Source organism: Nocardia sputi (assembly GCF_023501985.1).
The window spans coordinates 256165-277993 of the sequence record NZ_JAMFLC010000009.1 but is presented as its reverse complement, the minus strand read 5'-3'; the positions used below and the strand labels follow the sequence as shown (position 1 = coordinate 277993).

The 21829-nt window shown below is 65.2% G+C and carries 19 protein-coding genes, 1 tRNA gene and 2 pseudogenes; 11 read left to right on the top strand and 11 right to left on the bottom strand.

All coding sequences use genetic code 11. The annotated features are described in order from the left end of the window. Window positions 1-233: 233 nt before the first annotated feature. Window positions 234-767 carry an RNA polymerase sigma factor gene (locus tag M8859_RS15410; protein WP_249644432.1) on the top strand — a complete coding sequence of 178 codons (534 nt, stop codon included), beginning with the start codon at window positions 234-236 and terminating at the stop codon, window positions 765-767. Between the two features lie 71 nt (window positions 768-838). After that, the gene (locus M8859_RS15405; protein ID WP_195070072.1) at window positions 839-1312 is read left to right on the top strand and encodes a redoxin domain-containing protein; all 474 of its coding nucleotides are present in this window, start codon (window positions 839-841) and stop codon (window positions 1310-1312) included. A gap of 808 nt (window positions 1313-2120) precedes the next feature. Here M8859_RS15405 and M8859_RS15400 read toward each other — a convergent pair. The 6 genes and pseudogenes from M8859_RS15400 to M8859_RS15375 all read right to left on the bottom strand — a co-directional run bounded on the left by M8859_RS15400 (window position 2121) and on the right by M8859_RS15375 (window position 7364). Continuing rightward, window positions 2121-2453, bottom strand: coding sequence for a tyrosine-type recombinase/integrase (locus M8859_RS15400; RefSeq protein ID WP_159929000.1), 333 nt, complete (start codon window positions 2451-2453; stop codon window positions 2121-2123). A 173-nt stretch (window positions 2454-2626) separates the two neighbouring features. Then, a protein-coding gene (locus M8859_RS15395) for an IS3 family transposase (RefSeq protein ID WP_370523826.1) occupies window positions 2627-3783 on the bottom strand; the annotation gives its coding sequence in 2 pieces (ribosomal slippage) (window positions 2627-3513 and window positions 3513-3783; 1158 coding nt in all). Between the two features lie 359 nt (window positions 3784-4142). Further along, a pseudogene (locus tag M8859_RS37885) lies at window positions 4143-4277 on the bottom strand (ATP-binding protein); the annotation flags it as partial. A 283-nt stretch (window positions 4278-4560) separates the two neighbouring features. Continuing rightward, window positions 4561-5001: an NUDIX hydrolase gene (locus M8859_RS15385; RefSeq protein WP_159929002.1), complete on the bottom strand. Its 441-nt coding sequence runs from the start codon at window positions 4999-5001 to the stop codon at window positions 4561-4563. Between the two features lie 6 nt (window positions 5002-5007). Further along, window positions 5008-6261 carry a DegT/DnrJ/EryC1/StrS family aminotransferase gene (locus M8859_RS15380; protein ID WP_159929004.1) on the bottom strand — a complete coding sequence of 418 codons (1254 nt, stop codon included), beginning with the start codon at window positions 6259-6261 and terminating at the stop codon, window positions 5008-5010. After that, entirely contained in the window at window positions 6258-7364 is a 1107-nt protein-coding gene (locus M8859_RS15375) for a Gfo/Idh/MocA family protein (RefSeq protein WP_159929135.1), read from the bottom strand. Before M8859_RS15375 ends, M8859_RS15380 begins: the two co-directional genes overlap by 4 nt. A gap of 173 nt (window positions 7365-7537) precedes the next feature. Between M8859_RS15375 and M8859_RS15370 the strand changes: the two genes are divergently transcribed. From M8859_RS15370 to M8859_RS15340, 7 genes are all read left to right on the top strand, one after another. Further along, complete coding sequence (locus tag M8859_RS15370) at window positions 7538-8845, top strand: NsdA family TPR-like regulatory protein (protein WP_236565677.1); 1308 nt, start codon at window positions 7538-7540, stop codon at window positions 8843-8845. Beyond that, window positions 8842-9723 (top strand): phosphotransferase enzyme family protein, encoded by an 882-nt coding sequence (locus M8859_RS15365; protein WP_249644430.1) that lies wholly within the window; start codon window positions 8842-8844, stop codon window positions 9721-9723. The genes M8859_RS15370 and M8859_RS15365 overlap by 4 nt, the downstream gene beginning before the upstream one ends. A gap of 195 nt (window positions 9724-9918) precedes the next feature. Continuing rightward, the gene (locus tag M8859_RS15360) at window positions 9919-10023 is read left to right on the top strand and encodes a YegP family protein (protein WP_223517562.1); all 105 of its coding nucleotides are present in this window, start codon (window positions 9919-9921) and stop codon (window positions 10021-10023) included. Window positions 10024-10433: 410 nt separating this feature from the next. Beyond that, window positions 10434-10988: a hypothetical protein gene (locus M8859_RS15355; RefSeq protein ID WP_249644429.1), complete on the top strand. Its 555-nt coding sequence runs from the start codon at window positions 10434-10436 to the stop codon at window positions 10986-10988. A gap of 325 nt (window positions 10989-11313) precedes the next feature. Next, window positions 11314-11631, top strand: a complete 318-nt coding sequence (locus M8859_RS15350) for a hypothetical protein (RefSeq protein WP_249644428.1) — start codon at window positions 11314-11316, stop codon at window positions 11629-11631. A 275-nt stretch (window positions 11632-11906) separates the two neighbouring features. After that, on the top strand, window positions 11907-12542 hold the full coding sequence (locus M8859_RS15345; RefSeq protein ID WP_159929012.1) for a P-loop NTPase family protein: 636 nt from the start codon (window positions 11907-11909) through the stop codon (window positions 12540-12542). Between the two features lie 176 nt (window positions 12543-12718). Then, complete coding sequence (locus tag M8859_RS15340) at window positions 12719-13402, top strand: hypothetical protein (RefSeq protein ID WP_159929014.1); 684 nt, start codon at window positions 12719-12721, stop codon at window positions 13400-13402. A 179-nt stretch (window positions 13403-13581) separates the two neighbouring features. Here M8859_RS15340 and M8859_RS15335 read toward each other — a convergent pair. Together M8859_RS15335 and M8859_RS15330 are read right to left on the bottom strand one after the other, a co-directional pair. After that, window positions 13582-13801 (bottom strand): annotated as a pseudogene (locus M8859_RS15335) (IS1380 family transposase); the annotation flags it as partial. 296 nt (window positions 13802-14097) lie between these two features. Further along, a tRNA-Asn gene (locus tag M8859_RS15330) sits at window positions 14098-14170 on the bottom strand. Between the two features lie 203 nt (window positions 14171-14373). Between M8859_RS15330 and M8859_RS15325 the strand changes: the two genes are divergently transcribed. Beyond that, window positions 14374-14619 (top strand): hypothetical protein, encoded by a 246-nt coding sequence (locus M8859_RS15325; RefSeq protein WP_043688781.1) that lies wholly within the window; start codon window positions 14374-14376, stop codon window positions 14617-14619. Window positions 14620-14703: 84 nt separating this feature from the next. Here M8859_RS15325 and dnaG read toward each other — a convergent pair whose 3' ends face one another. The 3 genes from dnaG to M8859_RS15310 form a co-directional block, all read right to left on the bottom strand. Next, on the bottom strand, window positions 14704-16623 hold the full coding sequence (gene dnaG, locus M8859_RS15320) for a DNA primase (RefSeq protein ID WP_159929016.1): 1920 nt from the start codon (window positions 16621-16623) through the stop codon (window positions 14704-14706). A gap of 66 nt (window positions 16624-16689) precedes the next feature. Continuing rightward, window positions 16690-17439 carry a Mut7-C RNAse domain-containing protein gene (locus tag M8859_RS15315; protein WP_249644427.1) on the bottom strand — a complete coding sequence of 250 codons (750 nt, stop codon included), beginning with the start codon at window positions 17437-17439 and terminating at the stop codon, window positions 16690-16692. Further along, entirely contained in the window at window positions 17436-18590 is a 1155-nt protein-coding gene (locus M8859_RS15310; RefSeq protein ID WP_249644426.1) for an FIST signal transduction protein, read from the bottom strand. Before M8859_RS15310 ends, M8859_RS15315 begins: the two co-directional genes overlap by 4 nt. A gap of 374 nt (window positions 18591-18964) precedes the next feature. On the opposite strand from M8859_RS15310, the gene M8859_RS15305 reads away from it, so the two are divergent. After that, the gene (locus M8859_RS15305; protein WP_249644425.1) at window positions 18965-21811 is read left to right on the top strand and encodes a hypothetical protein; all 2847 of its coding nucleotides are present in this window, start codon (window positions 18965-18967) and stop codon (window positions 21809-21811) included. Window positions 21812-21829 lie beyond the last annotated feature (18 nt).

Here is a 21829-nt window from a genome sequence, read left to right as displayed (position 1 = left end):
GGCTCAGTGACCGCGCTCGACCGCTGCGGATGGTCCGTCAGATCGCGAGGCTACGCCGTCTAGCGGCAGCACACTCGAAGGGAGTTCCACTCGGTTCGAATCCTTTCTCGGTCGGGGACCCTCTTATGGTTGTGACACTCGAATCGAGACGAGCGACCGCGATCGACGCCTGCGTGGTCCCCATCCCGCACCATCGCCAGCCCCCGCGTCGGACCATCGAGGAGGTGGGTGGAGTGGATCGTGGATGGGTCGGTGAACAGCTGGTGGAAGCGGCCCAGCATGGCGACCGGGAGGCGATCTCCGCGATCATCGATGGGGCCCATCCGCACGTGCGGCGCTTCGCACAGCACTTGTGCGCGTCCTCCGCCGACACCGAAGACGCCGCACAAGAGGCCTTGATCATCTTGTATCGCAAGATCGGGACCCTGCGCGCCGCGACAGCCATCGCGTCATGGATGTTCCGCATCGTCCGCAACGAATGCCTGCGCCGCACCCGATACCTACTCGACCGCGGACCGCAGATCGGCCCCGCCGTGCCCGACGCTGTCGCCTCCGCCGAGGACGAAGTCCTGCGCCGGCTCGACACCGACCAGCTCACCCAGGCGATCAGCGCCTTGCCCGATCTCCAGCGCAGAGTTCTGATCATGCGCGATGTGCTCGGCTATCCCGGGCACGCGACTGCCGTCGCCCTCGGCCTGAGCACAGCGGCAATGAAATCGCAGCTGCACCGCGCACGCGCCGCGATCCGCCACAGTCTCAACCCCTAGTCCGGGCAACAAATTTCGGCCGTCGATCGCGCCATCACTATCACCCTTACGAATCGAAGGAAAACCTCACCATGCTCGCAACCGGATCCCCCGCGCCCGAAATGGAATTCGAAGCCACCACCGGGCAGACTTGGCGTCTGTCCGACTACCGCGGTGTGCACAGCGCACTGCTGTATTTCATGCGCTCGACGTCATGCCCGATCTGCAACCGGCACGTGCGCGATCTCGTCGCACACCGAGACGAGTTCGACTCCACCAACATTTGCGTCCTCATAGCGGTCCCCGAGGACCGCACCGCCGGCCTGGCCTGGCAAACCGAAAACGGCATCCCCTTCCCCGTCCTGGCCAGCTCGGCGGGCACCCCTCACGAATCAATCGGCCTGACCCGCAACTTCTTCGGCACGATGCAGCAGTCCGGCACCATCCTCATCGACTCCGACGGCATCATCCGCCACACCCACAGCGCCACCCTTCCTACCAACAGCTACGACAGGAAGGGCATCCTCGCGGCCGTCGATTCCCTGGGCAGCCGTACAGGTTTGTGACGCTTCGGTTCCATCGAGGTCCACGTCCACCGCGGCCGATCTGAAGGGTCTCCTCCGCCGGGAATGGAAAGACCGACACCCGCCACCGGACCGTAATTGTTTCCAGCCCGTTGTCGATACCCTCCGCCAGTCGGAGCCGAGGCCATCGACAACGGGCTGGACTTGGTTTTTGCCAACTGCGACGGCGGCATCAAGACTCCACGACTTCACTCTGGCAGTGGCGCCGAACACGCGGCCACGGGCTGGGCCACGACGAAGATCTGCCGCAGAACCGACGCATCACTCGTCGCCACGCGATACAGCCCCAAGCCGCCATCCAGCAGCAACTCGCCCCGCAAAAGACGCCGTCACGAAGCGGCGCAACATCGACTAACCAACCGAAGCACCTGATCACCGCAGCACTGATACGGCTCGCGGGAAATAAACGTGTTGTCAGACCTCCGAAACGGACAAAACCAGGGTCGAACTGATACGTTCGCCCTGGTCACAGCTCCCCCATCTGGACTCGAACCAGAAACCTGCCGTTGTTGGTTCGGGGGCTGGTCGGTGTTCACACCCGATCACGCCAGGCCACGATAGATGATCTACCTGCGACGATGCCGGGGGCATGGTGCACGACTGTTCACAGACGATCACGGACAATCACCCTCAATTCTTGGTGTAACCTTGGGATGGATCAAATCCGCCGCTACCGTCGCGGTCCGGCATTTCGTACGACGGCGCGGGCCGTTTGGATCGCACGTCCGGCTGGGGTGTCGCCCGCGCGGGTCTCCTGTGGGCATTGGTGCATCGGGCCGGTGCGCAGCATTCAGCTTGCCCTGCCCAACTCCTTCTCCAGAACGGCCGACGAGTCCGGCGCCATTTCCGCCGATGCGATGTAGTGCCGCTCCGTGATCCCCTCCCGGGCATGTCCCAGTTGTTTCGCCGCTGTCCTGGCATCCGAGCCCTCAGCGATCAGCGTGGCAACCGTCTTTCGGAACGTATACTGCGTCACATCCTTGTAGACGGTGCCGCGTGCGGCGCGCCAGGTGCGGTTGAAGTTGTGTGGATCGCGTAGCACTCCACCACGCCCCGGGAATACAAGAGCCGTCTGATCATTCACCTCCACCACCTCGCCGCGAACCTCGCGCAGTGCCTTCACCTCACACATCCGTCCGCACTTCGGGTCGTCTTGCAACCGCTTCAACATGTCTACGGCGAACCCGGGCAGCGCGACAGTTCGGTGCCCCGCGTCTGTCTTCGTCCATTCCTGCCGGAACAGTCCCTTACCTTTGGGACTGCCCCGGCTTTGGTTGACCCGCGGGGTTGCTGGGTTCAGGCCGCGAGTGCGGTCTGTTTGATTGTCTCAAACTCGACGGGAGTGAGTTTGCCGAGTCCGCGTTGTCGCCGTTTGCGGTGGTAGGTTCTCTCGATCCAGGTCACGATTGCCAGGCGCAGTTCGGCTCTGGTCGACCAGCGTTGCCGGTCGAGGACATTGCGCTGGAGCAGAGCGAAAAACGACTCCATTGCAGCGTTGTCACCACATGCCCCGACTCGGCCCATGGAACCACGCAAACCGTTGCGCGACAGTAAACTAACGAACTTGCGTGACCGGAACTGGCTACCCCTGTCGGAGTGCACAATCGTGCCGGCTGGTGCCCGCACGGCGATGGCGTTGTTCAACGCTTTGACCGCCAGCGACGCCTTCATGCGCGAGTCGAGGGAGTAGCCGACGATCCTGTTGGAATAGCAGTCCTTGATCGCGCACAAATACAGCTTGCCCTCGCCGGTGGGGTGCTCTGTGATGTCGGTGAGCCATCGCTGATCCGGCGCAGTCGCGGTGAATTCGCGCTGGAGGAGGTCGTCGTGAACCGGTGGGCCGGCCTTTCGGGTCAATCCTCGTTTCTTGGCGAAGCTGCTCCAGATTCGCTGGATCGAGCAGAGTCTGGCCACCCTGTTCTCCCCGGCGGTGATCCCGCGCGCGGGTAGCTCGTCGGCGATGAACCGATAGCCGAACGCTGGGTCGTCGGCGTGGATGTCGTAGGCGGCGTTGATCGGATGCGCGTCGTCCCGATCACGTTGCGATACAGGGTTTTTCTTCCACTTGTAGAACGCTTGTGTGGTGAAGCCCAATACCCGGCAGGTCACCGCGACAGGCACCTTCACAGGTGCCGTGTCGGCGGCGAGGTCAAGGACCAGCGGGTACATCATTTTGGGTTGATGTCGCGGGACAGGTAGGCGACCGCGCGACGCATGACCTCGGCTTCTTGTTCGAGCTGCCGTATCCGTTTACGGGCCTCGCGCAGCTCAGTGGACTCGTCGCGGGTGACACCGGGACGGGCACCGTCTTCGATGTCGGCCTGTTTGAGCCAGTTCTTCAGGCAGCTCTGCGAGATCCCGAAATCCTTGGCGATCTGAGTCAGCGACGATTCGCCCTTACGGGCGACCGCGACCACATCGCGACGGAACTCCTCGGGGAACGGCTTGGGCATGATGACGATCCTTCCACTGCGAAGACCGAAGTCCTCACAGATCAGGAGTCAACCGAACCAGGGGCAGTCCCCGTTGCGACCCGACTTGCCTGGACTCCCCTTCGACTTCACCATCTCGTCAAAGCGCTCTCCGCAGGGGTCGGGAGCAGATCCGTTCGACAACCGCCTCCAAGCACTCGACCTCAGGATGCCCTCCCTTGAACTACAACCGGATTCGGCCAGACATCGTTTGTGACTAGCACCAGCCTCGGTGCAATCGCGATGCCGCCGCAGCTGGGCCGACCGGCACGCCACCTGATCGGTGACACCTAGTAACAGGAGGGACAGCAGTTCCGCTTTGGCTTTGTGGCTGCTGTCACCCGCGACGCACGCCGGGCGATCGACTGCGCTTTGCGGCGGGCGATCTCGTCGTGACACAGCACCTGCAGGAACTCGATATGCCCGAGGTCACCGGCGCGGGCCCGCGCCAGCCGGGACTCGAGTGTCTGCAGCATGCCCGACAGCTTCAGGGTGCGCAGTGCCTGCTCCAAGGCGACATCGATGATCACGCCGACACCCCCGCCCCGCGCTCGCCGTCCGCACCATCACCTTGAGCGAGGTTCGCAGCGGTGGCGGAGCGATGATGACGACACCGAGGTGATGCCGGTGATCGACGCGCTGTAGATGACCAGTAGGGACTGCACCATCAACATGGCCCGCTCCGTTTTCAGGAGCGGGTTCTTGACGTTGCGGAGGCTTTCAGTAGCCCCAGTCGGCGCGGCCGAATTGACTGGGCGGTCAGCTCTCCCGGTACCGCGCCAGCACCTGCTTTACGGCATCCGTGACCGGTGGTTCCTCGACCAGGTTGGTCCAGGTGTAGGCGTCGTGTTCGGTCAGTTCCACGGGCTCGGCATGGCCGACTTCGATGGCGAAGTTGAACTGTCGGCTTTTCTTGCCGCTGCCGGATTGGTAGTCGAACTCGCCGAGGTAGTTCGTGATGGCGGTGACGTCGAGGCCGGTCTCTTCTTTGACTTCCCGAATGAGGGCTTGGTCGATGGCTTCGCCGGGGTCGACCTTGCCGCTGGGAAGTTCCCAGATTCCGCCCATGAAGTCGTCGGCGGGGCGTTGCAGCAGGAGGACTTTGCCGTTGTGTTGGACGACGGCGCCGACGACGAGTTGTTGCACCTCGTCCCGGTCGGCTTCCAGTGTCAACTCGTCCAGCAGTGTTGTCTCGATCATCGAGCCCTATCCTTTCAGGTCGGCGTGGTGGGTGATCACTTTGTAGAGCGCTTCGATGTAGCGGTCGACGAGCGGCAGGTCCGAGTCTCGATGCCAAACGGGGAGCTTGAGAGTGGCGTGGTGCAGTGCTTCGGCCCGCGGGTAGTCGCCGGGGGCGTATGCCAGCTTGCCAGTGAAAGCCGGGAACAGCGGACCTGGCTCTTGGAAGAGTGGTAGGAGATTGAGTGGGCAGGTTGATCCTGGCCGATCGAACTCAGTGCAGCCCTCGGCCTGCAACGCGGCGTGGAAGCGCTCGACCGGCACGTCATCGAAGAATTCACCGTCGTAGAGAATCGTGAGTCCGTACCAGGCTGGTCGCGTGTGTGGTTCGTGCCAGGTGATGGTCAGGCCCGGCTCTCGTTGAAGTTCGTCGTGGATGTACCCGGCGATGCGCTGACGCCCTGCGAGGTAGTCATCCAGACGTGAAAGCTGTTCCAGCGCACAGGCTGCCGCCAGCGGGTGAATGCGATGCTTGAGTCCCATTCCCGTCACGGCGTAGCGACTATGGATGGAACGTGCTGGGATTTCGTTTCGGCACCGCTTGTTGTACTGGCCGTGCAGCAAGACGCGGTGGTACACCTGCTCGTCGTCGGTGAGTATGAAGCCGCCTTCCCCGGCCGACAGCGGTTTCGGCCCGTTCATGCTGAACGCGGCGGCTTGTCCGAACGTGCCAAGCTTCTGCCCACCGATGCTGGCGCCGTGAGCGTGGGAAGCGTCTTCGAGCAGCAGCACGCCATGGGCATCCGCCACGGTTTTCAGACGTCGAACCTGAGCTGGCATCCCCCACATATGCGTCACCACAATGGCTTTGGTGCGGCCGGTGATGCGGCGAGGGATGTCGTCCGGGTCGAGATTGCCGCTGCCGTCACAATCGGCCAGGACAGGGGTCGCACCAAGGTGCAGCAGTGGTGTGGCGGTGGCGAAAAAGGTATACGCAGGCACAATCACCTCGTCGCCCGGTCCGATGCCGCAGGCAGCGTATATCGAATACAGCGCAGCGGTGCCTGAGCTGGTGAGGATGGCGTAGCGGGCACCGAAGTACTGCTGGAGCGCGTCTTCCAGTCGAGCGATGACACCGGAGCGGTCGTAGATCGAGATGCCCTCATCGAGCTGATCGAGGATGGCAATGCTGGTGGCCTCGGTCAGTGGCGGCCAGGAAAAGTGCGGTGCCGCCTCGGTTATGACGGGTGGGCCGCCGAGCAGCGCGAGTGGTGAGGTCACAAGAGTTCCTTGGGATTGATGTGGGTGTGGGTGCGTGCGGCCTCGTAGCAGGCGGCGACGAAGGCCATGTGAGTGAGGTTTTCGGCTGGACAGCTGAGGTTCGGTCGGGTGCCGTCGATGACGCGGTGGAAGTAGTCGATTTGGCAAGCTGCGGCCGAGGGCCAGGCTTGTTCACGATGCAGCGACTCGATGACCTCGCCGCTGTTGGTGAGTCGGCGGATGCGGCCACGTTCCAGATGGACGACGCCGTCGGACCCGACGAGCCGGATCTCTTCGGTCTTCGGCCCGATGAACCGCGAGAGCAGTAACGAGCCGTAGAGGCCGCTGTCGTAGAAAAAGTGAACGAGTGCAGTGTCTTCGGCGTCGTAACGTCGGTCCGGTCGCGCACCGACCGACAGCTCGGCTGTGATGCTGTCGGGCAATCCGAAGTACCACAGGAGCAGGTCGATGAGGTGGTAGCCCATGTCGATCACGCAGCCACCGCCCGCCTTGGCGGTCTGCCCGCGCCAACCCTCAGACGGGTCATCGACATGCACGGTGTAGCGGGCGTCGATCAGAAACGGCGTGCCGATCTGGTCGGCGAGCTGCGGGAAGCTCGTGTAGATCGGATTGAATCGCCGTTGCAGCGTGACCATCAGCTTGATGCCGGATCGTTCGCACAACTTCGCCAGTTCGATAGCCTCCACCAGGTCAGTGGCGAACGGCTTCTCCTTGAGCACGTGGACCCGATGCTCTGCGGCACACTCGATCACCGCCCTGCCAACATCGTGCGGCACGCAGACCACCACCAGGTCGAGCGGCTCGGCCTCGAACATCTCGCGGTAATCGGCGAAGCCGGGCACATGATGCAGTGTTTCCTGCTGACGCACCACACTCGCGTCCTCATCACAGACGGCGGCTAGCTCGACGTGATGTGAGGCCACAAGTGCTGGAAGGTGATCGTTGATCGCCTGGCGCCCGAGGCCCACGACACCGGCGCGCAGTGTCGTGCTGCGGTCAGCGACACGGCGCGATGTGCGCCACCCCGATTCAATGTCCGTGCGGACGATGCGCGACAGCGGTGCTGCACCGAGCGCGCCTCGGACCGATTCACATGGTCTCATTCGATCCCCCAACTGATCGTTGTGCAGACGGCCCCCTGCCTATCGGAGCCGTCGTTCCAGCCTCACGCACGCGGCGCTTCTCGAAGAGGGCAAGTTACGGGGCAGATCGTCTGCCCGACCGAGGGTCGGTGCTGCTGGATAGACTGAACCGACCGATATCGGCGAGGGGACGCATGCGACCGAACGTGCAACTCCAGCAGCGACGGGAAGCCACACCGTCGCGGGTGACACCTGGTCAGGTGATGGGCCGCGCCGAGCTGGCCGAGGCCGTCAACGCCTACATCTGGCGCCAGCACGGCCAGCGGCGCGAACTCGATGCCCACACCATCGCCCGCTACGAGCGCGGCACCGTCCGCTGGCCCAACGAGCTCTACCGCGAAGCGTTCCGCTCCATCCTGCAGGCCACCGATAGTGAACTGGGCTTCATCCCGAATCGAAGGCGCCGCGAAGCAGCGGCGCAGCCCGACAGCATGCTCGCGATAAACCTGTTCAGCCCATTCTCCCCCGACATCGGTCCAGCCGACCTTTCTGGCCAGTACTCCGACGACAAACCGATTGGCCGTATCGGCATGACCGAGGTCATCGACGTCCAAATAGCCACGCGCACAATTGCTTCGGCGGAGAACCTACGTGGCGGCGGCTCGATCAGCTTTGTCGCGGGCAGGCAACTTGGCCGCTTCGCGGGACTCCTCGATGCCAAGGCGTCGCCGAGCACCCGCAGGGCTCTGCTCGAAGCGATTGGCAACTTCGGCAGCGTCGCCGGATATGCAGCCTTCGACATCGGCGATCACACGGCGGCCGAGCGGAGGTTCCGGCTCGCACTATGGTGCGCCGACACCGCCGGATCCTGGGAGCTGCGTGCCAGCACGCTGGCCGATATGGCGCGCAAGATGGCATATATCGGTAACGCTGATGGCGCGTTGTCGCTCATCGAGCTGGCCCACGTGCGATCCGACCGGCTGTCCGCCACAACCCGCGCCATGCTCAGTGCCCTGCGCGCCCAATACTTGGCCGCCATGAAACGACCCGACGAAGCACTCTCCGAGGTCGCCCGCGCCGACGAATACTTTGCCCAGCGCAGCCCCGCCACCGACGCCCCCTGGCTGTGCTTCTACGACGAGGCCGAGCACCTCGGCAGCACCGGCAAAGCCCTGATCCCGATCGCACAAACTCGACACCGAATCGAATTGGCAGCGCCCAGGATTCAGCAGGCCATCGAGCTTCAGGCTGCGGAATACCCTCGGTCCCAAACGTTTTCGCTCACCCGACTGGCTACCTTGACCATGCAGCTCGGCGATCCGAAGGAAGCAGTCGCCCTTGGAATCCGTGCCGCCACACAGGCGGGCCAGCTCGATTCCCATCGCATCCACAACGAACTACAGCGATTGGCCGCTGCTTCCTCACCTCACCGGCGAATGAGCGACGTCGTCGAACTACGCGAAGTCATCACCCGCCGATCTGCGGCGAAAGCAGCACTATGACCGCCACGACGGCATCCAAGGAACTACTGGCGAAGGCCGCCCAACAAGCCGGGCTCGAGCTGCATCACCCGGAGGTGATCCGCGAAGGGTCCCACGCCATCTACCGGGTCAGTGACATCGTCGCGCGGATCGGAAGGCCCGGCAGCCTGAAGGATGCCGAGCGAGAGCTGCGCGTGTCACGATGGCTCAACAGTTCCGGCATCCCAACGGTGGAGGCGGTATCGGAACTGCTTCAACCGATCGTTGTCGACGACCGACCCGTCACCTGGTGGCACCTCATCCCGGACCATCGGCCAGCCACGCCTGCCGAGCTCGGAGCCATGCTCCGAGCACTCCATTCGCTGCCACCGCCGGCCGATCCCGACCTGCCGAGACACGACCCGTTCGGTGATCTTCCCGCCCGGTTGGCGACTGCGGGCACAGTGGACGACGGTGACCGAACATGGCTGCTGACACGCTACGACGAGCTTCGCAAGCAATATGACAAGCTGCCGGCTCCCCTGCGCCTCGTGGTCATTCATGGCGATGCCTGGCAAGGCAACCTGGTCGTGCCCCCGTCAGGTCTTCCGACGGTGCTGGATCTCGACAAGGTGTCGCTTGGCCGACCGGAATGGGATCTCATTCAACTCGCCGTCGACTACACCGATTTCGCGCGAGTCCCCGACGCCGACTACCTGTCCTTTGTGAACGCCTATGGCGGCTACGACGTCACGACCCAGCCAGACTTCCGCGTATTCGCCGATATCCAGGAACTCAGATGGGTCGGGTTTGCTCTTGAACGAGCCTGTGGGAGCAGAACTGCTGCGAGGCAGGCGAATCATCGAATCGCTTGCCTCCGCGGAGCAGTGCCGCTGCCGTGGCAATGGGAAGCACTGTAACGGCGGCGGTCGACCAGAAGGCCCTCGTGTCCGTTTAGGCGGCGATCGCGGATTCCTTTCGCGCGTAGTCGGCGTACAAGAGGTCAAGCCAGGGGTAATTACACCGAATCTGGCTCAGAATCCAGCCCAGCAACCCGCTGAGCTGTCACACCAGTAGGTCTCCGGACTCACCTGGGGGATTCACAAACTTTCCGAGTGATCGCCGTCGGCGAGGCATACGAATCGAAGGCAGCAGCGCACAAGGGCATCGAATCGATCAAGACGAACGCACCGGGCGCCGAAGTGGTTGACCTGACCTGAACCATCCGCACCGCGCGGCGACCGGAATGCCACTACAGCGCGGGTGTTCGGGCAGACGACGGCCAGCTGCCCCCGGCTCCGCATCACCGCTTTCTCAACACGTTTTACACGCAACATGGTGACCGCCCACCTGGTGTTACGCCTCTGCCTGAGCCATTGTGAGCGGTGTCGATAAACCGATCGGTTCTCGACATCCCGCGGGTTTCATCCGTATGGGGTGATCCCTGCGCCTGGGAGGTGCTCATAGCCTGTGGTTGAGCGCCGCGTAGAGGTGGGAGCCACTGTGCGGGTCTGCCGTGCGCTGACCCATTCGACCGCCTCAGCCGACACAGCCTGGCATTCCGCGTGATCTGGCCGGGTTCGTGTCATGCATTGCTTACAGGCCCAGCACACGATTTGTTGGAGGGGCAATGACCAGAACCGATCCACAGAACTTCACTACCCTGCTCGACAGCATCGCCCAGCGCCGCAGCGGCGGCGATGGCGCAGTTTCGGCGCGGTCCTCCACTCACATCCCCGCCCCTGAGGTCAGGGCGGCCGGTATTCCGCAGGAGGTCAAAGACGCCCTCCAACCTGCCGAAACGGGCATGCTGGACCAGTTCAGGGACACCGTGTCCAACACGGATTCGGGCGTTCAGCGCGTCCGCGCCGGTGCCATGTCCGCCCAACAGTTTGAGGAACTGATCGACCAACTGGCGAACAGCGCCATCAACCAGTTCCAGCAGCGGCAGGACTCGACCAAGGAAAAACTCAAAGACCTCGGCCACCAGCACCCCGACTGGATGCAGACGATCCTCTCCGTATTCAACACGGTCACCGACCTCTTGATAGACGTGCTGGGCCGGGAAGTCGACTTCCTCCAATCGCTGCCCTCGAACTTCGGCCAGCAGGCGAGTCGGGTGTTTCAAACCTTCGGCGACCTGGAGAATCGCCTCATAGACCGGTGGCGCCAAATCCTGGGGTGACCGCCGACGGCGGAACCTATGCCCGGCCTACCGCAGTAGCCGCGAGAACCCGGTAGCCGGAACAAGCATCGCAACACCCAAGACGGTCCCGGAGCACTCCGGGACCGTCGGGCGTACTGGAGCATGTGATGGGTATGACGTCCATCGCTGCGCACAGGTGTTGAGAATCGTTCCATTTACCCACACCCGTGCAACCCACGGCCGCCCCTGGCGAAGCACCAAGTCGAGCGATCCGCGGATGTGTCGAGAAAACCTGTCGAGAACGGTTGGCGTGTAACAAGTAATCCCACGGCTCACCAACTTCAGCTACAGCAAGCAGCTCGCCATGCTTGTGCCGGCCGATTCGGTGGAAACAGTTTTTCGCGAGGTGAATTCGATCCTCAAGGATGCGACGCCAGCATCGTGGGAGACGACGCTATGGCCCGGCACCCCTGAGGATGTTCGAGACCTATACGAGGCGATGGTCCGCACCGTGGGGACCGCCTCAGTTCTGCCAGGTGCGGTGAGTCCCGGGGCCGCTAAGGTGTTCATCGCCCTCGCCGAGAAGTGGGGGGCGAACTACAGCACGTTCATCGGGAACGCGATTCGGGGTTTGGAGATGCTGCCCGAGGGTGCGCGCGTCGAGTTGCTGACGAGCGACTAGTAACGCACGCCCAGCGAGTGGATCAGAACGTTTGTCGCGCTGTGCCTCGGCGAGGGCTCGGCCGATCTTGCTACCGCCACTCATACGTTGAGCCCATGCCGACAGCCCCGGCGCGACGCTGCCGAACGCAGTGCCTACCCTCAAACCAAGAGGCGCAACCGCAGTTTCACCGCGACTCCGCTCGATCGCCCGAATGGTTGCGCGCGCAACATCTTCGGGAGACCGCGTACCGGTCCAAGCTTCGTAGGTCTCGCCCATACCTGAAGATGGATCTCGTGACCAGCGATACCGACATCCGGTCACGCGCTGCCGTCGAGGACGATCTCAAGCCCTTTACCTCGGCTGCCTCGGCCGCCCTCGTGCTCGCCAACCGCTACGACGGCATCGACCTGCCCGGGAAGGACTGCGAACTGGTTGTGCTAGACGGGCTGCCAATCGGGAGTGACCTCCAGGAGCAGTTCCTGCACTACTCCGTCGGCGCGGTGACGGTGTTGCAGGAACGCGTCCGCGCGCGAATCATGCAGGGCTCGGGCCGCGCCACCCGCAACGCCCGGGATCGCGCCACAGTGGTAATCCTGCGCAACGATCTGATTTCGTACCTGGACAACTCTGAGGTGCACAGGGCGCTGCACCCCGAGGTGCAGGCCGAACTGGAATTCGGGCAACGCAACAGCATGGGTGAAGACACCACCTCGGCTGACCTGCTGGACCTGCTGGCGTTGTTTGAAGCGAACGGCCGAGAGTGGTCGGAAGCTGACCGCAGCATCGCCGAGGACCGCGACAAGCGCCAGGTCGTCATGCCACAGGGCACCGAGGCCCTGCAGAAGGCCGTTAAACATGAGGTGATTGCCTGGGAAGAGATTGGGAAGGGCAGTGGGAGCGGGCACTGTCCGCTATCTGCCAAGTGCTAGACCAACTCACCGGCACCGGCACCGCGAAGCGGTACGTCGCGCTTTGGAACTACCTCGGCTTCGTCATCGCACGCCGACTGGCTATGCAGACCGGTAGCACCACGTTCACCGACACCGCCCGCAACTACTACGAGGAAGCGCGAATCGCGGCTCGAGGGACCTCGTGGGCATCCACGATGACCACGCCGTCCGAACAGAGCATCGTCCCGCCGCCTCCCAGCTTGGATCCCCTCGACGAGATCGCGATGCAGACCGTGCTTGCCGACCGCCACGATCTCGCATCCCCACAACGGTTCCACACAGCGGTCACCACCGCACGGGCCGGCCTGGAGACCACCGACGACAACGATCCCTTCGAAGCCGCCCTGGTCACGCTCGGCAAGCTCGCTGGTGCCACGGAAAGCTACACCTACGACGACGGCGTGGAACAGGCCAAACCGGACGCGGTCTGGATCTTCGGCGACGTTCAGTGGGTCGTCTGGGAAGCCAAGAGCATGGCCACAGACAAAGGGTCGATCGGCCCAACGAACGTGCAACAAGCCGGTGGCCAGTTGCGGACTGTCGAGGCGGACCGGAAGACACCGGAACCGGGCGATACAGCGTGCCTGCTGGTCAGCCGCAAACCCAACGTCTTAGACAGCGCCCGCAACCTCGCAGAGGAGCACGTGTTCCTCGTGCGTCCTGATACAGCGCTGGACCTGTTCGACAAGATCGTCCGCGCTTGGCACAAACTCCGTAGTCGCGACCTGTCTGCGGTCGACACCGTCGGCGCGGCAGAGATCTTCCATTCTGAAGGTGCTCTGCCGACCCAGTGGCTCCCAGCCCTTCGCGAATTCCCGCTCCGGCGGCCTCAGCAGTAGCTCAGCTAGGCGCCTGTCCCATACCGCAAGCCCACCGCGCGCGAACTTCGGTCCACAGAGCGGTCCAGTCCAGGCCCCACGTCCCCGGCTGTTTCAGCCAGGGACGCGGGCCACTGATCCGCTCACGGTCTGTGAGGGTTCGTTTGGTTGGCGGCGAAGCCGTGGCATGGCAGGTTTCAGGCTCCGGTGTCTTTCGCGGCGCGGACCCGGTCTTCCCAGCGGGCCTGGCGGCGGTGCCGTAGTTCCGGGTCAGTGAGCTGACCACGTCTGGTGTTAGGGACAAATGCTGTCAAACGCAGCCCCGTCGACATCGGTGAACCGCAGTTGCGCGCCTGGGTGCGGTCCTTTCATTCGCGTGACCAGTCACATGCCGGTGGGCCAGCCCGACAACTGCGCCAGGGCGGTGTAGCCAGACAGATGCGCAGCCGCTCAGAACGAATAGTCCGCTTCAACTACTCACTGCCGCCCTGAGTGCATCCGGTCGTCTGCGTTCCCATATTCGATGCGCCCCGCCGAGGGCACGAGTCTGCCACGTTCAACCGTCGAGCCGGAAGCGACAAGCCGATGGGCCATACCCACAGGGAAACGGTTGCAACGTAAGGAAGTTTAGACCGGAATTCTTGGCGTATTCTTGGTCGCTGCCCGCAGACTAGAACAGGTCAGGCACGATGACCGTGCCTGACCTGTTGGTTATGCTCCCCCATCTGGACTCGAACCAGAAACCTGCCGATTAACAGTCGGCTGCTCTGCCAATTGAGCTATAGGGGATTGCCCTCGGCTCGTCCGATTGGTATCGGGCGGGCCGAGGAGAAACTTTAGCGTATGGCTGGGCGGGAGCCCAAATCGTGTCGCTACCTGCTGACTTGTCCTCGAGGGCGGGGGTGGCGCCACGGGGTGTCCGGATCGACAGGCGTGTGGGGCGTCGGGCAGGATGGGGGCGGCGAACTGGCAACTGGGAGGAGCACATCGAGATGCTGCGGTTGATCATCGGCGTGGCGGCCGGGTATGTACTCGGCAGCAAGGCCGGGCGGGCTCGCTACGAACAGATCAGCGCCGCGACCCGCGCGCTGACCGAGAGCCCGGTGACCCGCAAGCTCGTGCTCGTCGGCAGGCAGAAGCTGGCGGACAAGCTCAGCACCCGTCCCCGGCTGGAGCCGATGGAGCCGCTCGACGAGCGGACCACCGTCCTGGTGCCGCACGACCAACTCCGTCGCTGACCTGCGCCGACACCTGACGTACCCATCCCTCGCACCTGTCGGATCACGTGCGAGGGATCACGCGGAAACTGACGAGGGCGGCCGCTAGGCTCCGGTGGCGAAATCGCCGTGGTTGCCCATCGCCTGGGTGAGCAGGCTCTTGCGGTACTGCTCCAGGGCGACGAGGTCGCCGAAGAGGGCGAAGTAGGCGTCCGGTTGTTCGGTCGAGGAGACCCGCTGCAGCTTGGACTTGAGTTCGGCGATCTGCCTGCCGACCCAGGCCTCCTGGGTGCGGGCCAGCACACCGGCGACGAAGCGCGGGATGTCGGCTTCCGTCTTCACCGGCAGCGGCTCGTTGGCCAGCTCCGACAGCAGGGCGCGCACGGTCAGGTCCTCGGTGCGATCCGCGACGGCGTTGACCCACTCGGCGCCGCCGAGCCCGGCCGCCGTACCGCCCGCCTCGGCGATCAGGGTGCGAACCATCGCGTAGGCGGGATGGGTGAAGGCCTCGGACTCGAGGGCGTCGAAACCCGCTCCCGCCATCGCCGGGTACTGAAGAGCTGCGGCCAGCACCTGTCGTTGCGGCAGGAGCGTGGGATCGTTCGGCTTCGGCCGGGCCGCCGGATGTTCGGCGACCACTTCGCGCTTCGCGGCCGGACGCGCCACTCCAGCGCGGCCTCCGTCGTTGCGTGGCCGCTTGGCCTCCTCGCCGACGCGGCGCACCACGGTCTGGATGTCGTCCCAGCCGACCCAGCCGGCCAGTTTGGTGGCGTACGCCTTGCGCAGGGCGTTGTCCTTGATCTGCGCGACCACCGGCACCGCCCGACGCAGCGCCTCGACCTGCCCCTCCGCGGTGTCCAGGTTGTGGTCGGCCAGCAGGCCGCGGATCACGAACTCGTACAGCGGGGTCCGGCGGGCGACGAGGTCGCGCACGGCGGCGTCACCGGAGTGCTGCCGCAGCTCGCACGGGTCCTGCCCGTCCGGTGCGATCGCGATATAAGTCTGACCGGCCAATTTCTGGTCGCCCGAGAATGCTTTCAGAGCCGCCGCCTGGCCCGCAGCGTCGCCGTCGAAGGTGTAGATGATCTCGCCGCGCCAGAAGTTGTCGTCCATCATGAGGCGGCGCAACAAGGCGAGATGCTCGTCGCCGAAGGCGGTGCCGCACGAGGCGACGGCGGTTTTCACCCCGGCCAGGTGCATCGCCATGACGTCGGTGTAGCCCTCGACCACCACCGCCTGATGACCCTTGGCGATCTCACGCTTGGCGAGGTCGAGGCCGAACAGCACCTGAGACTTCTTGTACAGCAACGTTTCCGGAGTGTTGATGTACTTGCCGGGCATGGTGTCGTCATCGAAGAGCTTGCGGGCGCCGAACCCGATGACGTCGCCGGAGAGGTTCCGGATCGGCCACAGCAGACGCCGGTGGAAGCGGTCGATCGGGCCGCGCTGACCTTGCCGGGACAGCCCGGCCGCCTCCAGTTCCTTGAAGTCGAACCCCTTGCGGAGCAGGTGCTTGGTGAGCGCGTCCCACCCTGCCGGGGCGTAGCCGCAGCCGAAATGGTGCGCGGCCGCCGCGTCGAAATTGCGATCGGTGAGATATTTGCGCGCGGCTTCGGCTTCCGGCTCGCGCAACTGGGCGACATAGAACTCGTGCGCGGCCGCGTTCGCCGCGACCAGCCGGGACCGCGTGCCGCGGTCGCGCTGCACCGAGGTGCCGCCGCCCTCGTAGTTGATCTGGTAACCGATCCGGTCGGCCAGCTGCTCGACCGACTCGACGAACCCGACGTGCTCGATCTTCTGCATGAAGGCGAACACGTCGCCGCCCTCACCGCAGCCGAAGCAGTGGAACAGGCCGTGGTTGGGCCGCACGTGGAACGAGGGTGACTTCTCGTCGTGGAACGGGCACAGGCCCTTCATGGAGTCCGCTCCGGCGCGCTTGAGCGCGACGTACTCCCCCACCACGTCTTCGATCCGGACGCGTTCGCGTATTGCCGCGATATCACGATCTGGAAGTCGTCCGGCCACGGCTGAGAGTCTAGGCGAACGCGGGGCCGACGCGCCCGGGCGGCTCGGCCCAGCGGGTCAGGTCCTTCAGGATCGATCGAGTTCCGCGCGGACCGCCGCGACCGTTTCGACCAGCCGAGCCTGGTGCGTGCCCTGCCAGTAGATCCGACCGCAATCGCGGCACTGCCGGAACGTGTCGTAATAGCGCCGGGTGAGCGGTTCCAGCCGGTCTTCGACCTCGGCTTTGGCGACCTCGACGACGACACCGCCACAGCGCAGGCAGCGGGTGAACGGCGCCAGGCACGCGAGGAGATCGAGCCGCCGGATCAGCTCGAGGACCTGGTCGAACGGCTGCTCGGATCGGATGTAGACGCCGTGCGTGACGTTGCGGCGTTTCAACAGCCCGCGGTCCCGGGTGAGCAGGATCCGGTGCTCGGCCGCCGAGACCTCGGCGAGTTCGGCGTCCTCGGCGTCCCACCGGCAGAGCACGTCCAGGCCCAGCAGTCGCATCAGCTTGGCGAGGCCGCCGAGATTCACATCCGCGAGGAAACGTGGCGTACGCAACGGGTGCGGGCGAACCCTGGTCACGCGGCTGATGTCGAGGGTCTCGAACACGGGATACGCCGTGATCCGCCCGTCGGGGCGCGGGCGATGGTCGAAATCGACCGATCGTCCGTCGACCAGGACCAGGTCGACCTCGGTGTGTGGAATGCCAGCGGCCTCGATGACGTCCTTCACCGTCTGGTGCGGCCGCGACGGCCGCCGCAGCGCGGTGTACCGCTCGCCCGGCCGCAGGAAGTCGTTCAGCTCGGCGTAGACCCTCAGCTCGACGCTCATTCGACGAACAACGCCATCGAGGCGGTGAATCCGTGCAACGCGTTGCGGCCCGCGATCGGCCCGATCTCGCCCGCGGCGAAGAAACCCGCGAGGGGGATGCCGTCGAGCAGATCCTCGATCGTCGTGGCATCGTGATCGGCGACCCCGAACATCCGGCGGCCGCGTCCGTTGCAGGTGAACAGCAACGCGCCGGCCGGACGTCCGGGAATTTCCGTCCGCGCCCGCTCCAGGGCCGCTCGCAGGTCCTGGTCCGCCCCGATCGCGTCGCGGACCTGGAATTGCACGGTCGTGCCGACCTCCACGACCTCGCCGACCTCGATCGCGCCACTGGACGGATCGGCGCCGAGCAGGCCACGGACCAGGAAGTCGCCTTGCCCCGGCTCGACCAGATGCTCGTCGACCACGAATCCGATCTGCAAGCCGCGCGCGAGCTGTTCCTGCTGATCGGGTGGCAGCACGGCGACGATCTCCCGCAAACGCTCGATCGGCGGCTGACCGCCGAGCCCGGTGATCACCGTGCCGTCCGCGCCGGTGACCGTGTAGGGGTAGCCGATCGGCCGGCAACCCTGCGACACGATCGGCACGCCGTGCAGTCCCGGGAGCCGCACGCCGACCGCGCCGGATGTCACCACGGTGTGGTCACGGAACAGCCGGCTGCCTTCCGGCCCCCGGCCGCCGCTCACCAACCCGCCCATGACGACGGTGCCGGGCAGGTCCGTGTTCACGTACTCCAGCAGCAGGTCGGCCGGGAACGAGTACGGGTCGGGCAGTAGCAGGTGGAAGTCGCGCGCGGCTTTGTCGAAGCGATAACCGGCCAGCAGCCCGCCACTGGCCGTGCGGAGGAAGTCCAATTGGAAGGTCTCGGCGGCGGGCAGTCCGGAGGCCAGCCACACCGCCACCGCGGGCTCGTCCTCGATCTCGCGGCGGCCCGCTACGACCGCCTGCGCCACGCATCCGATCAGGGCGGGTACCCGGACCGTCCGATGGACGCCGTACAGCACTTCCACGGCGTCGTCGGTGTGCGCGCGGGATGCGAGGAGGACAGCGAGCGACGGCGCGTCGTCCGCGAGTTGATCGCGGGCGAGCGCTGCGGCCTCCCTGCCCGCCTGCCGCGCATCGGTCGCGGTGGAGAGCCCTACTCCGATCCGCACCCTTCCATGGTAGCCAACCTGGGCGGATGGGGATGTTGTTGCGGCACAGCAGATTTCATCATCGATGACGGAGTTTGCCCGCACTGTGGAGTGTTCTGGCGCGGTGCCACTCGCTCAGGGAGGCCGTCGGCGTGACTGTCTGGTGCACGTCTGGAGCTTGCCGCCTCGGCGGTGCAACATAGATTCGCGATTGTTGCGATCCGATTGCTGTTCGACAAATGTGAGCCGCCCGCTATCTTCCCAACCCCGAGAGGTCGGGCGGATCTGGGTCACAATAGCGCCACCACAGTCTGCTTTCGGCCACGCGAGATCAGAATGTCGGCGCAGGCCAGTGCACCGCGGCAAGAGCTGGATGAGGACTAGCGGGAGACATCGTGAGTCAGCCGTCGCGGATCGACACCGGCGAACTTCGCGCGATGGTCTCGACACTGGAGCGCCTCATCGCCGAGGCATCCCGGACAGTCGGCGAGTTGAAGGCAACCATCGCATCCGCCGAGACGCTCATCGGCGACCACCACGACGATTCCCCGGTTCCGGTGCGAGCCGATGCCCCGCTCGCCCAAGCCCCCGCGGCTGCACCGCCGGGCGCGTCGGAACGCAAGGCGCTGCCCACCCCGTGGTCTCGCAGAGCCCCGGCGACGCCTTGGTCGCAGCGCGTCGTCAGGCCGTGCCCGACGGTGCCGAGCATCCCGATTCGAGTTTCCGCGGCGCGCGCGGTGGATTTACCGGCCGCAGAACTGTCAGTACCCTCACGGCAACAAACGGCGCCTCGTTACGCGGAATCCGACTTCCCGCGAGACCGGGGCAGCTTGGTCGACGACTCCGTGCCGGTCGAGCGAACCGTTTTCACCGGCGATTCCCAACCCACCCCCCGAGTCTTTCTCCCCGCGGACTCGGCACCGATCCGGAAGACCGATTACAGAGACCAGTCGGCGGTCATTCCGCCCACCGCGTCCACATCCATCGGGCGGTCCGGGCTCATCGACGACTCGACCCCTTTCCAGCGCACCGATGCCGTAGGACTCGGCCCACGCATGCGCGACGCCCCGGCGACCGACATCACCGACTTTGCTCCCGCAGGGCAGACCACCGCCGCGCCCCACCGCGAATCGGTCCCGAAGACGACCGAGGCCGACGGTTTCACATCTCGCCGACATATCGACTCTGCCGACGAATCCAGCCCGATCCAGCGGACCGGCTCCGCAGCGCGCACCGCGGCCGTCCAGGCGCCCGATGTCCCGGCGGTCCGCCGGACTGACATCACAGACCATCCGGCCGGGCAGCCGACCGACACCACGCCGGACTCTGCACTCGTCCGGCAGTCCGGCATCGCTGACAACTTCTCGACGAGTCCGAAAGGCCACGCGGAACGTCCTGCGGTAAGCCAGTCGGCCGCCTCCCGGCCCATCCCCCAGCCGAACTCGACTGACGACAGCGACCTCAGCCGACGGCCTGAAGCCACAGGCCCGCCTACGCCGATCGACCTCAACCACCCCGGACCCATTCAGCAGGACACCGCTGACGACGCCGCGCCAGCACCGCAGATCGAGACCGAATCGGACTCGGCAGCCGTCCCACGAATCGACATCCCGCACCGCACCGAAGAGCTCCACCCGATCGGCATCGCGGAGGACGCGGCCTCGACACGCCCACCCGATTCCGGTCCCCCACTCGACACCGCCGCCGAACCGGTGGTCATCGAGCGAACCGACCCCGCGAGCCGCCCAGCACGCGCCATCGCGGACGAGGCCCCACCGCGAGGCGACAACGAGCGTCGCCCCGAACTGATTTCGCCGATCGACCTCGCGAACTGCCTGGCATCGGCTCAGCGAACAGTTTCCCGATCCACCGAGTCCGCCACCCCCTGGGGCCTGGCACCCCGCCGGCAGCCCGACAGCACCCACGACTCCGCACCCATCCGGCAGGTCGAGGCCGGACACGACATCGCAGCCGACGGGAGGACCGAGGCCGGCGCCGCCCTCCAGGAGACCGTCCCCGTCCGCCCCTCCGCAGTGAGGGACTTCCCACCCACCCAGCCGGGTGATTTCGCCGACGGCCCCGTACTCAGCCGACGGACCGAAGCCACGAGCCCGCTCGCGCCTCTGGAACACACCGCGAGCGCCAACCATCCCGGAGGCATCGAGGAGACGGGGGTCGGCGTCCCCCCAGCCTCGATCGACACCGCCACCGGCTCAGCCGCCTCTCCACGGATCGACGTGTCGCACGACAGCGATGCCATCCCGCCGATCGGTAGTTCGAAAGGTGCCCCCGCGGCCCGCCGGAACGATTCCGGACCTCACCGACGGACCGGCAGCACAAGCAACTTCGTGTCCACCCCGCGAACCGACCCCGCCTCCCTCGAGCAGAGCAAGACTCCAGTCCACCGGGAACCGGTACAGCGGACCGCTGACCCAGCAGCCCGTGCATCAGATCGGCCGGCCACCGCCGCCCCCGCGCCGCAACGCGACCGCACCCCCGACTCCGCACCCGAGCGACGGAATGCCCCGGCACCCAGCGAGCAGACAACCACCACGCACCGCCCTCCACCACCGCGAACCGACACCACCGAGGCCTCCGAGGCGAGCCGGATCGCCCAGGAGATGGCGGAGCGGCACGACTTGGAAATCGTCGGGTTCGATGCCGGGAACGTCGACAGCCAAGCGGTCCGTGAGATTGTTTCCGCCATCGATGATCTGCTGGCGAAATACCCGATTCCGTTGCGGGGGATCGAACTCACCGACGATCCGGAATCGCGTCCGAGGCCGAACCCCACAACGATGACGCAGGGACCGGCTGAGGTTTGGATAGTCCTGGATAAAGCCGCCCCGCATCCGCCGGGCGGGGCGGCTCCACAGCAAACGCGAAGAGTCTTTCGGAGGCGCGGGCCTGTCGAGCGACCGATGTATACGACGGTCGTCCGCGAATTCGCGAGGGCATTGGACGTCGCGGGTGGTTTTCGAGCTCGTCAAGAAGCGTTGCGTACGTTGATCAACGAGTCCCTGCTCCGTGGCGGCAGTGGCGCCGGTCTGCTGGACCCCGGCCGGGCTCTGGTGGAGGGCTTCACCGAGGTGGTCCTGCGTGGGGATCGCGCGGGGGCGTCGGCGAAGGAACTACACGCGGCACTGGTGAAAATGGCGCGCGCGGATTCCACCGATGTGCCGGAGCACGCCGACCCGACGGAGTCCACCGATCTGCCGGAGGCCACCGACCTGACGGCGTGACCGCGCTGCCGCCGCACG

Excerpts from the sequence above, each read along its gene's own strand:
- M8859_RS15405 (WP_195070072.1), top strand. The coding sequence starts at position 839 with ATGCTCGCAACCGGATCCCCCGCGCCCGAAATGGAATTCGAAGCCACC.
- M8859_RS15370 (WP_236565677.1), top strand. The coding sequence starts at position 7,538 with ATGCGACCGAACGTGCAACTCCAGCAGCGACGGGAAGCCACACCGTCG.
- M8859_RS15365 (WP_249644430.1), top strand. The coding sequence starts at position 8,842 with ATGACCGCCACGACGGCATCCAAGGAACTACTGGCGAAGGCCGCCCAA.
- M8859_RS15315 (WP_249644427.1), bottom strand. The coding sequence starts at position 17,439 with ATGAGCGTCGAGCTGAGGGTCTACGCCGAGCTGAACGACTTCCTGCGG.
- M8859_RS15355 (WP_249644429.1), top strand. The coding sequence starts at position 10,434 with ATGACCAGAACCGATCCACAGAACTTCACTACCCTGCTCGACAGCATC.
- M8859_RS15340 (WP_159929014.1), top strand. The coding sequence starts at position 12,719 with ATGACCACGCCGTCCGAACAGAGCATCGTCCCGCCGCCTCCCAGCTTG.
- M8859_RS15385 (WP_159929002.1), bottom strand. The coding sequence starts at position 5,001 with ATGATCGAGACAACACTGCTGGACGAGTTGACACTGGAAGCCGACCGG.
- M8859_RS15375 (WP_159929135.1), bottom strand. The coding sequence starts at position 7,364 with ATGAGACCATGTGAATCGGTCCGAGGCGCGCTCGGTGCAGCACCGCTG.
- M8859_RS15350 (WP_249644428.1), top strand. The coding sequence starts at position 11,314 with ATGCTTGTGCCGGCCGATTCGGTGGAAACAGTTTTTCGCGAGGTGAAT.
- M8859_RS15325 (WP_043688781.1), top strand. The coding sequence starts at position 14,374 with ATGCTGCGGTTGATCATCGGCGTGGCGGCCGGGTATGTACTCGGCAGC.